13 protein-coding genes are annotated in these 14,306 nt (G+C 58.1%); 1 reads left to right on the forward strand and 12 read right to left on the reverse strand.

Annotation, left to right across the window (positions count from 1 at the left end):
* Positions 1-130: 130 nt before the first annotated feature.
* The 12 genes from rimM to rfbB all read right to left on the reverse strand — a co-directional run bounded on the left by rimM (position 131) and on the right by rfbB (position 12,647).
* Positions 131-640 (reverse strand): ribosome maturation factor RimM, encoded by a 510-nt coding sequence (gene rimM, locus HMPREF9166_RS03450; protein ID WP_006691288.1) that lies wholly within the window; start codon positions 638-640, stop codon positions 131-133.
* Positions 612-1,022, reverse strand: coding sequence for a YlqD family protein (locus HMPREF9166_RS03455; RefSeq protein WP_006691290.1), 411 nt, complete (start codon positions 1,020-1,022; stop codon positions 612-614). Before HMPREF9166_RS03455 ends, rimM begins: the two co-directional genes overlap by 29 nt.
* Before the next feature lie 80 nt (positions 1,023-1,102).
* A complete protein-coding gene (locus HMPREF9166_RS03460) occupies positions 1,103-1,330 on the reverse strand; it encodes a KH domain-containing protein (RefSeq protein ID WP_006306836.1) in 228 nt (75 codons plus the stop codon).
* A gap of 90 nt (positions 1,331-1,420) precedes the next feature.
* Positions 1,421-1,696, reverse strand: coding sequence for a 30S ribosomal protein S16 (gene rpsP, locus HMPREF9166_RS03465; protein ID WP_006691291.1), 276 nt, complete (start codon positions 1,694-1,696; stop codon positions 1,421-1,423).
* Between the two features lie 32 nt (positions 1,697-1,728).
* Positions 1,729-3,105, reverse strand: a complete 1,377-nt coding sequence (gene ffh, locus HMPREF9166_RS03470) for a signal recognition particle protein (protein ID WP_009442673.1) — start codon at positions 3,103-3,105, stop codon at positions 1,729-1,731.
* Between the two features lie 27 nt (positions 3,106-3,132).
* On the reverse strand, positions 3,133-3,483 hold the full coding sequence (gene ylxM, locus HMPREF9166_RS03475) for a YlxM family DNA-binding protein (RefSeq protein ID WP_009442674.1): 351 nt from the start codon (positions 3,481-3,483) through the stop codon (positions 3,133-3,135).
* Between the two features lie 145 nt (positions 3,484-3,628).
* Positions 3,629-5,074 (reverse strand): DUF438 domain-containing protein, encoded by a 1,446-nt coding sequence (locus HMPREF9166_RS03480; RefSeq protein ID WP_009442675.1) that lies wholly within the window; start codon positions 5,072-5,074, stop codon positions 3,629-3,631.
* A 265-nt stretch (positions 5,075-5,339) separates the two neighbouring features.
* Positions 5,340-7,913 carry an ATP-dependent chaperone ClpB gene (clpB, locus tag HMPREF9166_RS03485; RefSeq protein WP_009442676.1) on the reverse strand — a complete coding sequence of 858 codons (2,574 nt, stop codon included), beginning with the start codon at positions 7,911-7,913 and terminating at the stop codon, positions 5,340-5,342.
* Between the two features lie 134 nt (positions 7,914-8,047).
* Positions 8,048-9,937, reverse strand: coding sequence for a glutamine synthetase (locus tag HMPREF9166_RS03490; RefSeq protein WP_039981579.1), 1,890 nt, complete (start codon positions 9,935-9,937; stop codon positions 8,048-8,050).
* Positions 9,938-10,083: 146 nt separating this feature from the next.
* Positions 10,084-10,830 carry an ABC transporter permease gene (locus tag HMPREF9166_RS03495; protein ID WP_009442678.1) on the reverse strand — a complete coding sequence of 249 codons (747 nt, stop codon included), beginning with the start codon at positions 10,828-10,830 and terminating at the stop codon, positions 10,084-10,086.
* The gene (locus HMPREF9166_RS03500) at positions 10,827-11,615 is read right to left on the reverse strand and encodes an ABC transporter ATP-binding protein (RefSeq protein WP_009442679.1); all 789 of its coding nucleotides are present in this window, start codon (positions 11,613-11,615) and stop codon (positions 10,827-10,829) included. The genes HMPREF9166_RS03495 and HMPREF9166_RS03500 overlap by 4 nt, the downstream gene beginning before the upstream one ends.
* Before the next feature lie 24 nt (positions 11,616-11,639).
* A complete protein-coding gene (gene rfbB / locus HMPREF9166_RS03505; protein ID WP_009442680.1) occupies positions 11,640-12,647 on the reverse strand; it encodes a dTDP-glucose 4,6-dehydratase in 1,008 nt (335 codons plus the stop codon).
* Between the two features lie 121 nt (positions 12,648-12,768).
* On the opposite strand from rfbB, the gene HMPREF9166_RS03510 reads away from it, so the two are divergent.
* Complete coding sequence (locus tag HMPREF9166_RS03510) at positions 12,769-14,286, forward strand: type VI secretion protein ImpB (protein WP_039980950.1); 1,518 nt, start codon at positions 12,769-12,771, stop codon at positions 14,284-14,286.
* The last annotated feature ends 20 nt before the right edge of the window (positions 14,287-14,306 follow it).

Below are 14,306 nucleotides of genomic sequence, written 5' to 3' on the forward strand. Positions count from 1 at the left end.
TCGTCCCCTTATGAAAAAAATAGCGACCTAGGAAATCGCTGAATGTATCAGTACTCCCATAGTTCTTACTATTATAGCATGACACAGAAATTTGCGCAAAGAAAACGCGGACAGAGATCATCTCCGTCCGCTATTCCGGCAGGCGCACGGTCATACAGCCGCCCGCTGTGTCAATGTTCTGCACCACGGTACGCAGTGCGGGTACAAGGAGTTCGTGCCCCTCGGCATCCCGTACTGCATAGACATCGTTGCTGCCCGTCCGCAGAACATCCGTCACCGTACCGAGTTCATTTCCATCCTCATCGCGCACCGTGAGGCCGACGATGTCGAACACATAATACTCGCCCTCATCAAGCGGTGCCGCTTCCGCACGCGGCACCGTCAGCACACGTCCCGTGAGGCGCTGTGCCGTTTCACGCACATCATATTCCCGAAAATGCATGAGAATATTCCGCCCCTGCGGCTTGACAGCAGTGATATGAAGGAGCTCATCCCCTGCCATCACCTCCCGCATCTGTGCAAAGCGCTCGGGAAAATCCGTCAGGGGGATAATGCGCAGATCGCCGCGCACGCCGTGCGGTGCGCCGATGCGGCCGATGACGATGCGCTCATCAGGAACGGATTGCGACAATCTTGTCATCCTCCACCAGAATCTCGACGTTCATCAGCTCACGCATATCGTCGCCGACCTTGGCTTCGACTTGACGTTCAAGTGTCCCCTGCACAATCTCCGCTCCCTCGGCAAACTTCTGCAATTCCTCCTGATGAGCGCGCGTCTCCTCAACGTAGTCCATGCGCCGCTGACGCTCCTGACGAATGTTATTGATGTTCTGGATTGCCTGCGGGGTGAGTTCGCCCTGCTCGGCTTCCTGCATCACACGCTTTTCCTGAATGCCAAGCTGCTGGAGTTCGAGCTCCGCACGGCTGAGTCCTTCCTCCATCTCCTTGAGCATCTTCGCACGCAATTTTTCCGTCAGCTTCGCCTTAACGGTAACGGGTACCTTGATTGAAATAGAATCCACTCTAATCTCTCCTTATGAAAAAACGACGGAATATATGCCGCCGTTTTACAGGGGTGCACCTTATCGGCACTCCGCCCGGCTCAGCCGATCTCGACTGTCGCCCGCTTATTCTCCTTCGTGGCAGCGGCCTTGACAACACTGCGAAGCGCCTTTGCGATCCGCCCCTGTTTGCCGATGACCTTTCCCATGTCATCCTCCGCCACACGAAGTCTTAAAATGATCTCCTGATCATCCTGTGTTTCGTCAACGACGACAGCTTCCGGATGATCTACCAAGGATTTCGCAATAACCTCGACTATCTCTTTCATGCGCGTCGTCTCTCCTCATCGCCGTGTGCGCACGCGACGGGAAGTCCTCTGCGGGAGAGGATATCCCCCCATCGAATCGCGCGTCACGCATCAGTCCTTCTGACGCTTTGCCTCAGCGAACTTCGCCATCGTGCCATTCTTGCTCAGAATGTTCTTGACGGTGTCTGTCGGCTGTGCGCCCTTCTTCATCCAATCGATCGCCTTCTCCTCGTCGATATTGACGAGTGCGGGCTGCTTCGACGGATCGTAATTTCCAAGGATCTCGATGAATCGCCCGTCGCGCGGTGCACGCGAATCAGCGACTACAATGCGATAGAAGGGATTCTTCTTCGCGCCCATACGGTTCAAACGAATCTTGACTGCCATAATTTCACCACCTTTCGTTGGACTCTGCCGCACTACCTAAAGAACGGCATCTTGGGGAGTCCCATGCCGCCCATGGACGGCATGGCGGGCATCCCGCCCTTCCCCTTCATTTTCTTCATCTTCTTCATCATCTTGCGCATTTCGCCGAACTGCTTGAGCAGTTTGTTGACGTCCTGCACGCGCGTCCCGCTGCCGGCGGCAATGCGCTTGCGCCGACTGCCGTTGATGATCGTGATGTCTGCGCGCTCCTTCGGCGTCATCGCGCGGATGATCGCTTCAAGCCGGCGCATCTCTTTCCCATCGAGGTCAAACTCCTGATCGCCGAGTTTCTTCTTCAGGGCGCCCATTCCCGGGATCATGCCGAGGATGTTGCTGAGCGAACCAAGCTTTTTAACCTGCTGCATCTGGTCGAGGAAATCATCGAGCGTGAAGTCGTTGCGGCGGAGTTTCTCCTCCATCTTCTTCGCGTTCTCGAGATCGAAGTTCTCCTGTGCCTTCTCCACGAGGGAGAGCACGTCGCCCATGCCAAGGATACGCGACGCCATGCGGTCAGGGTGGAAGACCTCGAGCGGCTCGAGCTTTTCACCCATACCAACGAATTTCAGGGGACAGCCCGTCACCGCCTTGATGGAGAGCGCCGCGCCGCCGCGCGCATCGCCGTCCAGCTTCGTCATGATAACGCCGTCCAGGCCGAGCGAGGCGTCAAACGCCTCGGCGACGTTCACTGCTTCCTGTCCTGTCATGGCATCCACGACGAGGAGGATTTCATGCGGCTTTACTTCCGCCTTGATGTCGCGCAGCTCCTGCATGAGCGTCTCATCAATCTGCAGGCGCCCCGCCGTATCAATGATGACAACGTCGTTGGCGTGGGAGGAAGAATGTGCGATTGCCGCACGCGCAATGGCGACGGCATCCTCCTGCCCCTGCGAAAAGACGGGCACATCGACCTTGCCGCCAATGACCTCAAGCTGCTTGATGGCAGCGGGACGATAGATGTCGTCAGCAACGAGCAGCGGACGCTTGCCCTGTTTCTTGAGCATGAGCGCGAGCTTGCCCGCCGATGTGGTCTTACCCGAGCCTTGGAGGCCGACGAGCATAATGACAGTCGGCGGGTTCGGACTGATGTTGAGGCGGCTCTCCGTCCCGCCCATCAGTGCGGTGAGTTCCTCGTCAACGATCTTGACAACGGCCTGTGCCGCCGTGAGCGTGTCGAGCACCTCCTGCCCGACGGCCCGCTCCTTGACACGCCTCACGAAGTCCTTGACGACCTTGAAGTTCACGTCCGCTTCCAGCAGCGCCATGCGCACCTCGCGCATCGCATCGTTCACGTCGTCCTCGGTCAGCTTGCCGTGCCCGCGCAGCTTCTTGAATATCCCCTGCAGACGGTCGGACAGATTCTCAAAGAGCATTTCCTCACCTCCTTTTATCTACAGTCTTTATATCTCATTCTGTGATGTATATCGTTCCAATTCGTCCGCGATGCGGCGGACATCCGCGCGTCCAATCGGCTCGCGAAGCGCACGCAGCTCCGCACAGACGGCGGCGATCGCCCGCTCCTGCTCCTGTTGACGAGCAAAGAGCCCCAGCGTCTCCTCCATATCCGCCAGTGCACGCTCTGCACGGCGGATATTGTCATGTGCCGCCTGCCGCGTGATGCCGAGCTCCTCGCCGATCTCCGCGAGCGAGAAGTCCTCTGCAATATGTAAATGCAGGCACTCCCTCTGCTTCCCCGTCAGAAGGCCTCCATAGAGATCGTATAGCTTTGCGCGATAGTAGAGCTGATCCAATTCGTTCCTCCCCTCTCACCACGCGCTGCGTGGTCCCCCTTCCCCGCAGGCGAGGCAGGCTATTGTGGGAGACACTTGTGCAAGTATAGCGGGAAACAAAGAACCTGTCAAGCATTTTTCTTGATAGGTTCTTTTATCTTATCTTTCAGCGGCAAAATTTCTCGAGTGCCTCGGCGTGATCGGTCACGAACTCGACCGTGCCAAGATACTCACCGGCCGCGTCGTACATTGCCTGATACTGCACGCGGATTGGCTGCTCGCGGATGCGGCGATAGACAACCATCTGCGTGCGCTTCTTCGCCTTGAAGTCCGCGATCAGATTACGCACGACGGGAATGATCTCGGGCGGGTGGCAGTTGATCACGTCACGCCCGAGCGCGGACATGGGACGCGTGAAGACCTGCCCCTCGTTGGTAAAGAAGCGGACGACGTCGTCCTTGTCGATGAAGGTGATGTCAACGGGCAGGAGTTTAAAGATCGCCGTCAGCTGCTCCATCGTAAGCGTCCCCGTGGGAAATTGCAGTGCTCCCCCGGACGGCGCGTCGGCAACGCGTGTCGCTTCCTGATCGAGCCATGCCTGTGCCTCCGGCCACGCGGGAAGGTCGACGCCGAAGGACGAGCCCATCGTCACGAGATCGTGATAGGCGCGATACCACTCCATCTGTGTGAAGTACCGCAGACTGAGCGGGAACAGGATGCGCTCCTCCTTAAAGGTCATCTCGCGCACGCGCTGTACGAGATCACGAATGCGCGACTCGTAGAGCGGCAGTGTCTCTGCATCCGCCTTGAGTGCCTTGATGATCATGCTGAGCTCGCGCTTCATCTCATCGTCAATGCCCCACATCACCTGCGACGGCCCGGTAACGCCATAGTCATAGAGCACCGGCATCAGCAGCTCTTCCTTCTTGATGTAGTGCATCCGCAGATCGCCGAGGGAAAGCATGTGCGTCAGCATGACATCCATGCGCTTCGCGCCGTCCAGCTCCGCCGTAATCGTATCGAGCAGCTGTTCAAGAGCGTGATTCTCCGCGCGCAAAATCGTCAGCGGATGTCCCTCGGGCAGTGCGTCCATATCATTCGGGTCGACCGATGCTGCCTGCGCGTGAATCTCATCATGCGAAAGCGCACCTGCGGGCGGAGCAGACGCCGTCCCATGAAAGAGCGCGGAATGCACGTCACAGAGGCGCTGCACCTCACTGACCGGCATGCCCTCCTTGATGAGGGATTGCTCTGCATCCATGATCTCATGAGCCTCGACGTGGCTGAACTCCTTGACAAAATCCTTGCGGACGGAGTCCAGTTCCTCCCCGTCCGACAGGCGCTCGATAAAGCCGCGCAGACGTCCCTGCCGCGACTGTGCGTCGTCAGTGAGCACGGTATAGCCGTGCTCCTCGAAGGCGGCAATAACCTTTGCGAGATCAATTCCCTTCACCGCCGCACCGCGCGGGATCGTCATGATGCGCCCCATCACATTGAGCGCAACGGGATTCGTGATCTCCTTGAAGCCGACCTCCGCCATGATCTCCCGTACCTCGGGATACTCCTCCACCAGTTCGGCAACGCTCTTCTTCAGATCCAGTATCTTTTCCATAATGAAAGCCCCTTTATACCAATTATAATTTTCACCTTGATGTGACAATTATAACGCAGGACGGTGAAGAAATGCTGTAACCGTTGGTACGGAAATTAAATAGGGAGCAACATGAAGGAAAACACTCCTTCACGTTGCTCCCTGTTGTGCCCCTTCCACCGCTTCGCGGTCCCACTTCCCCGCAAGCGGGGCAGGCTTTTGGATTATGGCATATTCGCTTCCCCCGTCGCAACGAAGAAAGCAGCGAGCCGATTGCAGCTCTCGCTTACAGCGTCTGAAACGTAAACGCCGTGCCGTCGAAGCCAAGTTCGACCGTGTCACCGCCGCGCACGTCGCCTGCGATGATCTTCTTCGAGAGTGCCGTCTCGATCTTATGCGTGAGGAGACGCCGCAGCGGGCGTGCGCCAAAGTCGGGATCAAAGCCCTCCTTCGCAAGTGCCTCCAGTGCATCATCCGTCCACGCGAGTGCGATGTCCACCTGACGCTCAAGGCGTTTGCTGAGCGACTTCAGCATGATCGCCGCAATGCGCTTGACATCCTCCTGTGTGAGCCCTTTAAAGACGATGGTGTCGTCGACGCGGTTCAGGAACTCGGGGCGGAAGTACTCCTTGAGCAGTGCCTTCACTGCCGCCGTTGCCTCCGCATAGTCCTTGCTGAGAATCTCATGCGAGCCGAGATTGCTCGTCATGATGATGACGGTGTTCTTGAAGTTCACCACACGCCCCTTGCCGTCCGTCAGGCGTCCGTCGTCGAGGATCTGAAGCAGCACGTTGAACACGTCGCGATGCGCCTTCTCGATCTCATCGAGCAGAATGACGCTGTACGGACGACGGCGCACTGCCTCGGTGAGCTGACCGCCCTCGTCGTAGCCGACGTATCCCGGAGGCGCGCCGATGAGACGCGAGACACTGTGCTTCTCCATGTACTCGCTCATGTCGATGCGGATCATGCTCCGCTCATCGTCAAAGAGCGACTCCGCAAGGGTCTTGGCGAGCTCTGTCTTGCCGACGCCCGTCGGCCCAAGGAAGATAAACGAGCCGATTGGACGGTTCGGATCCTTGATGCCGGCACGTGCGCGCAGAATCGCCTCGCTGACGGCGGTCACCGCCTCATCCTGTCCGACAACGCGCTCATGGAGCACATCCTCCAGACGGAGCAGTTTCTCGCGCTCGCCCGTCATCATCTTCGTGACGGGGATGCCGGTCCAGCGGCTGACGACGCGGGCAATATCCTCCTCGCCGACTTCCTCCTTGAGCATCTGTTCACCGTCCGCCTTTGCAGCGAGTGCCGCTTCCTCGTCGGCGAGCTTCTTCTCAAGCTCCGGCATCTTGCCGTATTTCAGCTCCGACGCACGGGCGAGATTCTGGGCACGTTCTGCCGCCTCCATCTCGCCGCGCACCTCATCCATCTCCTTTTTGATGGCACGTACGCGCAGGATTGCCTGCTTTTCACCTTCCCACTTCTCTTGGAGCTTCTGCTCCTCCGCGTGAAGTCCTTCCTTCTCGGTGACAAGTGCCGCAAGCTTTTCCTTCGAGTCCTCGTCTGTCTCTTTCTTCAGTGCTTCTTCCTCGATGTCGAGCTGGAGGATTTTGCGCCGAATCTCATCGAGCGGTGCGGGCATGGACTCAATCTCCGTGCGCAGCTTTGCCGCTGCCTCATCGACGAGGTCAATCGCCTTGTCGGGCAGGAATCGATCGGAAATATAGCGGTCAGAGAGCGTCGCTGCAGCGACGAGGGCCGCGTCGCGGATGCGCACGCCGTGATGCACCTCGTAGCGATCCTTCAGACCGCGCAGGATGGAGATGGTGTCCTCCACCGTCGGCTCGCCGACCATGACGGGCTGGAAACGCCGCTCAAGTGCTGTATCCTTCTCGATGTACTTACGGTACTCGTTCAGGGTCGTAGCGCCGATGCAGCGAAGTTCCCCGCGCGCGAGGAGCGGCTTTAGGAGGTTGCCCGCATCCATTGCTCCCTCGGCAGCCCCCGCGCCGACGACCGTGTGCACTTCGTCGATGAAGAGGAGGATCTGTCCCTCAGACTTTGCGATCTCGTTGAGAACGCCTTTGAGGCGTTCCTCGAACTCGCCGCGGAATTTTGCTCCCGCGACGAGCGCACCCATATCGAGCGAGTAGAGCGTCTTGTTCTTCAGCGACTCGGGGACATCGCCCGCCACGATGCGGCGTGCCAGTCCTTCGACAATCGCCGTCTTGCCGACGCCCGGCTCACCGATGAGCACAGGGTTGTTCTTGGTGCGGCGCGAGAGAATCTCGATCGTGCGGCGAATCTCCTCGTCGCGGCCGATCACGGGGTCGAGCTTGTTCGCACGCGCTGCTGCCGTGAGGTCGCGCCCGTATTTCTCAAGCGACTGATAGCCCTCCTCGGGGTTGTCACTCGTCACGTTTTGCTTGCGGTTCTTCTGGATGGCATCCTGTACGCTGCTCTTCGTCAGACCGAACTCGCGCGCAATCGCCTGTACCTCCTCACTGCCGTCCGTCACGATGGCGAGCAGCAGATGCTCTGTCGATACGTAGTCGTCCTTCATGGACTTTGCGAGCTCCTCGGCACGACCGAGCACGCGCACCATATCCATCCCCATGCCGAGACGGTTCGAGCCGTGCACGCTCGGGATAGAGGCGAGCTCCTTCTCCAGACGAGCCTTGAGCATCGGCAGATCCACACCGCAGACCTCAAAGATCGTTGCGAGCAGTCCCTCGGGCTCTTTGGCAAGTGCGAGCAGCACATGTGCCGACGTGATTTCCTGATGATAGCGCATCGCCGCAATCTGCTGTGCCGATTGGAGCGCAGCCAGCGTCCGCGCAGTATATTTATCCTGTTCCATAGGTATCCCTCCACTGTTTTCCTGTTTGATGGTTCTATTATAATATATAAAGTCAAAAAGTCAAATAGAAATTTTGATTTTTTGACATTTAATGCAAAAAAATCTGCCGCATACGCGGCAGAACCTTTTTCATATCAGATCATATTCTTCTTATAGCTGTCATAGAGTCCCTTCAATTCCTCCATCTTCGCGTACATCTCGAGCTGCAGCGCCGATGCCGTTGCATCATCGCCGTCATTCAGTGCCTTGATCAGCAGGGTAAAGAGCGCCTTGTCGTCAATCGTATCCTTTGCGAGGTAGACGCGCAGGTCACGAATTTTGTTCCACATATAGGCATCCTGATCCGTCACGAAATCGCTCTTGATCTCCGTCATACGGCGAACGATATCGCGGTTCTCCGGAATGATGCGGCTGATCAGCTCGATCTTCCAGCGCAGGAGAGCACCGGTACGGAACGAGTCAATGATGCGCGGCGTCAGCGTTCCGCCCGCCGTGATGACCGCGAGCTTCTTCTCGTTGTGCTCAAAGCCGAGCATGTTCTCCCAGACCGTCGCGGGCGGCTTACCAAAGCGTGCATCGCGCTCCTCCGCCGTATAGTGCTCAAAGACATCCTCCTCGCTCCGATAGGCGCGGTCTGTCTCGAGGTAGAGCCCCTGCTCACCCGGCTGCTTGGAGAGCTCGGCGAGCAGTTCCTCTGCCGTGCGCCCCTTCGTGTGCAAAACGCCGTCGAGGATGGCGAGATACGAGGCGGCGAGGACGAAGTACGTATTCGAGTACGGATTCGTCGCACGCAGCTCAAAGCGCGTAGCCAGTGGATTCTTGATATCGCGGATGAGGCTCACGAGCACCGTGCGGTTACGCGCGGGGATCGCAGGCGTCGCGCCAAAGGACGTAACGATGCAGACCGGCGCCTCAAAGCCCGGCTTCAGGCGGTTGAATGCGTCATTGGTCGCCGATACGAACGGATTGATGACCTCGTAGTTGCGCAGGAGTCCCATGAGTGCGCCATAGCCGACGGCGCTCATATAGTGTGCATTCTGGTCGTCTGCTGCAAAGAGGTTGTGGCGTTTGCCGTCCTTCGTGATGGCCGCGAGGCTCAGATGGGTATGCTCGCCATTTCCCGCCAGACCGATGAGCGGCTTTGCCTTGAAGTTCACCTCAAGCCCGTAGAGACGGAAGATCTCGCGGACAAAGGTACGGATGAAGAGCTCGTTGTCCGCCGCCTGTACCGCATCGTCATATTTCCAGTCGATCTCGATCTGCTCGCAGACATGGGTCATGCGGCCGGTATCGTCGATCTGCGCCTTCACGCCGCCGACCTCTTTATGCCCCATCTCCATGTGGAACCCATATTTTTCGAGCTGGATCAGGCACTCCTCAAGTGCCGAGCGCACGGCACCGTGCGTCCGCTCCCAGTACTGCTCGTTCATCACCTGCGACGCCGACATCTCCTCAATCGAGGCATTGTCGTCGAGCGGCGTTTTGACCCAGAACTCGAGCTCTGTCGCGGAGGTGAATACGATATCCTCAATGTCCGCACCGTTCAGGCTCAGCGCCGCAGAGATCTTCGGATTCTCATGGAAGAACTTCAGCAGTTCCTTCTTTACATAGGCAAGCGTATCCGTGAGCACCGCGCGGGGATCGACGCGCTTTCCCTCATGCACGACGAAGGACGGGATGCGCAGCGTGCCGATCGGCAGCCCCGTATCCTCATCCGAGCTCTCAGGATTATAGTCCACAAACCAATTGACAGAGGGGTCAACAGGGAGATCCACCTTGGCGTTTTCGATCGTTGCAATCTTCGGCAGAACAACCGAGGAGCCGTCCGTCTGCACGGCCGTACCATTGTAGAAAGCGTCGATATCGTCGAGAAAAATCTGTACCGGAATCTTCTCATCCGTATCATTTCCCGCCATATCAATGCCGACGAGTGAGACGAATCGCACCTCGGGATGTGCTTTCATTTGGGCGACAATTTCCTCACGCGGCGTATGGGCAGGAATTTTGTAGAGAAGTTCATTCATCATGCATACCATCCTTTTCCTAGAAGATATCGAAGGGGTTCTCCCGTCCACGCAGTAAAACCACGCGCCCATCTTACCATTTTTCAGCGTGGATTGTAAAGCGATTGAGAAATGTATTCACACGATTAATAATTCCCTAATACCGTCTACTGCCGATTCCACGCACACAGCCGACGCTCTGCCAGATCGAGCAGGATGAAGAGCAGCAGTCCGATTGCACTCAGCACGACGATGCCGGCGTACATATCGAGGTAGTTCACGCGCAGCCACGCGTCCATGATGTAGTAGCCGATGCCGTACTGTGTGCCGAATGTCTCCGTAAAGAAGAGGACGGAGATCGCCGTTGCCATCGCCACGCGCACAGCCGTGATGAACTTCGGCAGCGAGGCGGGCACGATGATGTGGCGCACCATCTGTCCGAATGACGCGCCGAGCACGCGCAGCGGGAAATACGTGGCCGGCGGAATCGCGGCAACGGCATCGCGCACCGTGACGATCACCTGAAAGACGATGATGAGAAAGACCAGCAGCAGCTTGCTCGTCTCCCCGACGCCAAAGAGCAGCATGACGACGGGCAGGAGTGCGATCTTCGGGATGGGGTAGGTCAGATAGAGGATCGGGGCAAGGAGATGATTGACGCGCCGAAAATAGCCCATCAGAATGCCAAGCGGATAGCCGACGGCAACGGCGGCAAGCACGCCCACAGCAATCCGCATCAGGCTGTACGCCGCGTGAATGGCAATCGTCCCTGTGAATGTCGCTGTCAATTGGAAAAACACCTGCACGGGCGATGGGATCACCGGCTTTTGAAAGAGCTCCGCCGCGCCCGCCCAAAGGAGAATACAGGCGAGCATCCCGGCGGCGATCATCCGCAGTGAGAGTTTCTCCATCATGCCCCCTCCCCAGCGATCTTTTCGCGCAGTGTCTGCCCCATGGCGGAGAACGCCGGAGACCCACGGCGTGCGGTATCACCGACAAGCGCGTTGTCGATCACCTCGACGATACGGCCGGGTTTTCCGCACATGACGGCAATGCGGTCGGCCAGCATCAGTGCTTCCTCCACGTAATGCGTCACGAGCAGGGTTGTCACCGCATACTTCCTGCGGAGGGAGAGGAACACCTCCTGCATCGCCTCGCGCGTAATCGCGTCGAGCGCGGAGAATGGCTCATCCATCAGGAGCAGGTCGGGGGCGAGAAAGAATACGCGCGCCAGTCCGACGCGCTGCTGCTGTCCGCCCGACAGCTCATGCGGATAACGTGCCAGCAAATCCCCAAGTCCCAGTTCATCAACCAGCGTATCCAGGCGCTCTGCATCTTCATCGCGGCGAATGCCCTTGATCTCTGCCGCAAGCAGGATATTCTCGCGCACGGTTTTCCATGCAAGGAGCCCATAGTTCTGCGGGAGAAATCCGATCCGCAGGGCACGCGGATCAAGGGGTGCACCGCCGCAGGTCACCTGCCCCGATGTCGGATGAAGAAGTCCTGCCCCAACGCGCAGGAGCGTCGACTTGCCGCAGCCCGATGCCCCGATCAGTGCGAGCACCGTGCTGCGCTCCAGCTGTACGGACACATCCGCGAGCGCATGGACCTTATCGTCTCCGCACCCGTAGTCCACAGAGACATCCTTAAAACAGAGCACGCATTTTCCTCCTATGCACGCCGTGCATGACACCTGCATCCACACAGAGGAGCTGCCACTGCGTCATGCCTCGGCATTTCGTTTCTCATAGACACCGCTGAGGATGTCCTCCCACCACGACGTATGGTCACGATACCACGCAACAACCGCCTCAATGCCGTCATCGAACTTCGTCTGCGGCTGCCAGCCGAGTTCCCGTCCGATCTTGGTCGGATCGATGGCATAGCGGCGATCGTGCCCCTTGCGATCCGTGACGTAGGAGATCTGTTCCTCTGCCCTGCCCAGAACGCGCAGGATCGTACGGACGACATCGATATTGGAGTGCTCATTGTGCCCGCCAACGTTATAGACAGAGCCTTCCGCCCCACGGCGCACAATCGCATCAATGGCACTGCAGTGATCGTCCACATGCAGCCAGTCACGGACGTTCTTTCCATCGCCGTAGACAGGGAGCTGTTCCCCCTTCATGGCGCGGATGACCATGAGCGGAATCAATTTTTCGGGGAACTGGAACGCACCGTAGTTATTGGAGCAGCGCGAGATCGTCACGGGAACGCCATAGGTACGCGCATACGCCTGCACGAGCAGATCAGCCGACGCCTTGGAGGAGGAGTAGGGACTGGACGTGTGCAGCGGCGTCTCCTCTGTAAAGAGGAGATCGGGACGATCCAGCGGAAGATCGCCATATACCTCGTCCGTCGATACCTGATGATAGCGTTTGATGCCATATTTGCGGCATGCGTCGAGCAGGATGCTCGTGCCGATGATATTCGTCTGAAGGAAAATCTCGGGCGTCTCAATCGAGCGATCCACATGTGATTCCGCCGCGAAGTTCACGACCACATCGGGCTTCTCGCGCGCAAAGAGTGCATAGACCGCCCCGCGGTCGGCAATGTCGCCGCGCACAAAGGTGAACTGCGAGGACTTCCTTGCCTCGGCAAGAGTTGCAATATTCCCCGCATAGGTCAGAGCGTCATAGCAGACGATCTGATCCTCTGGATGCTCACGCAGTTCATAGTAGACAAAATTGGCGCCGATAAATCCTGCGCCGCCCGTAACGATCATCTTCATGGCTGATTCCTCCGCATCGTTCTATATCCTCTTTTATTTTCGACGCGCCTCACGTTTTCCCTTTTTCTGATTTACAAGAAGCAAACACATGTGCTATGATAGAACTAAGGAGGGATACCACATGACGAACCGCACCTACATCGCAATCGATCTAAAATCCTTCTATGCCTCGGTGGAATGCATCGAGCGCGGTCTGAATCCGCTGACGACGCATCTCGTCGTCGCAGATGAAAGCCGCACGACGAAAACGATCTGCCTTGCCGTATCCCCTGCGCTCAAAATGCACGGCATCGGCGGACGCCCGCGCCTCTTTGAGGTCGTCCGCGCCGTGCGGGACGCAAACGCCAAGCGGAAATACCGTGCACCGCAGCACAGGCTCACGGGTGAGACAACGGATGCGACAGAGCTCGCCGCATCTCCGCACCTCGGCATCGCCTACCACATCGCCCCGCCGCGCATGGCACTCTACGTCGCATACAGCGTGCGCGTCTATGAGGTCTATCTGCGGCATATCGCGCCGGCGGACATCCACATCTACTCCATCGACGAGGTGTTCATCGACGCGACGAGCTATCTGGACACCCTGCATATCTCCGCACACGACTTTGCCCTGCGCCTCATCCGCGAGGTACTGCAGGAGACCGGTGTTACCGCGACCGCCGGCATCGGGACGAATCTCTACCTAGCAAAGATCGCCATGGACATCGTCGCCAAGCGCATGAAACCCGATGCGGACGGGGTACGTGTGGCACAGCTGGATGAACTGAGCTATCGGCAGGCGCTCTGGGCGCATCGCCCGCTCACGGACTTCTGGCGCATCGGCAGGGGCTACGCTGCAAAGCTCGAGGCAAACGGCCTCTATACCATGGGCGATATTGCACGCTGTTCCCTCGGCAAGGCGTCTGAGCACTATAACGAGGATCTGCTCTATCGTCTCTTTGGGGTACAGGCAGAGCTACTCATCGACCACGCTTGGGGTATCGAGACGACGCGCATGGAGGACATCAAGCACTATCGCCCCAAGTCGCGCAGCATCCACCACGGACAGGTGCTGCAAATGCCATACGCCACCGACAAGGCGCGTCTCGTCGTGTGGGAGATGACGGATGCGCTCGCGCACGATCTCGCCGTAAAGCACCTCACCTGTGACCGCATTGAGCTGACCATCGGCTACGATGTGGAGTCCCTCACCCGCCCGGAGATCCGTTCTCTCTACCACGGCCGTATTCGGACAGATCGATACGGCCGCAGTGTCCCGTGGCCGTCACATGGGCACTGCACCGTGGAGCGCGGTGCGCCGCCGCGTGCATTGATGAACGCATTGACCCATCTCTACGATACGATTGTGAACCCGCATTTGCTCATCCGACGCATCACGATTTCTGCGCAGCACCTTCGGACGCTTGAGCAGCACAGTACTGATGCGGAGCAGCTGGATCTATTCTCTGCCGACGAGGCCGCAGGCACTGTGTTGACGGCGAAGGAGCGTCGTGCACAGGAAAAGGAAAAGGCACTTCATGCCGCCGTTGTTGCCATCAAGCAGGCCTATGGGAAGAATGCCATCCTGCGCGGGGCAAACTTTATCGACGGGGCAACCATGCGCCAGCGCAACGGGCAGATCGGCGGACACAAAGCATAGCGTACGCACGGATAAAAGGA

Source organism: Selenomonas sp. oral taxon 149 str. 67H29BP (genome assembly GCF_000146365.1).
In the GTDB taxonomy this organism is placed as follows: Bacteria; Bacillota; Negativicutes; order Selenomonadales; family Selenomonadaceae; genus Centipeda; species Centipeda felix.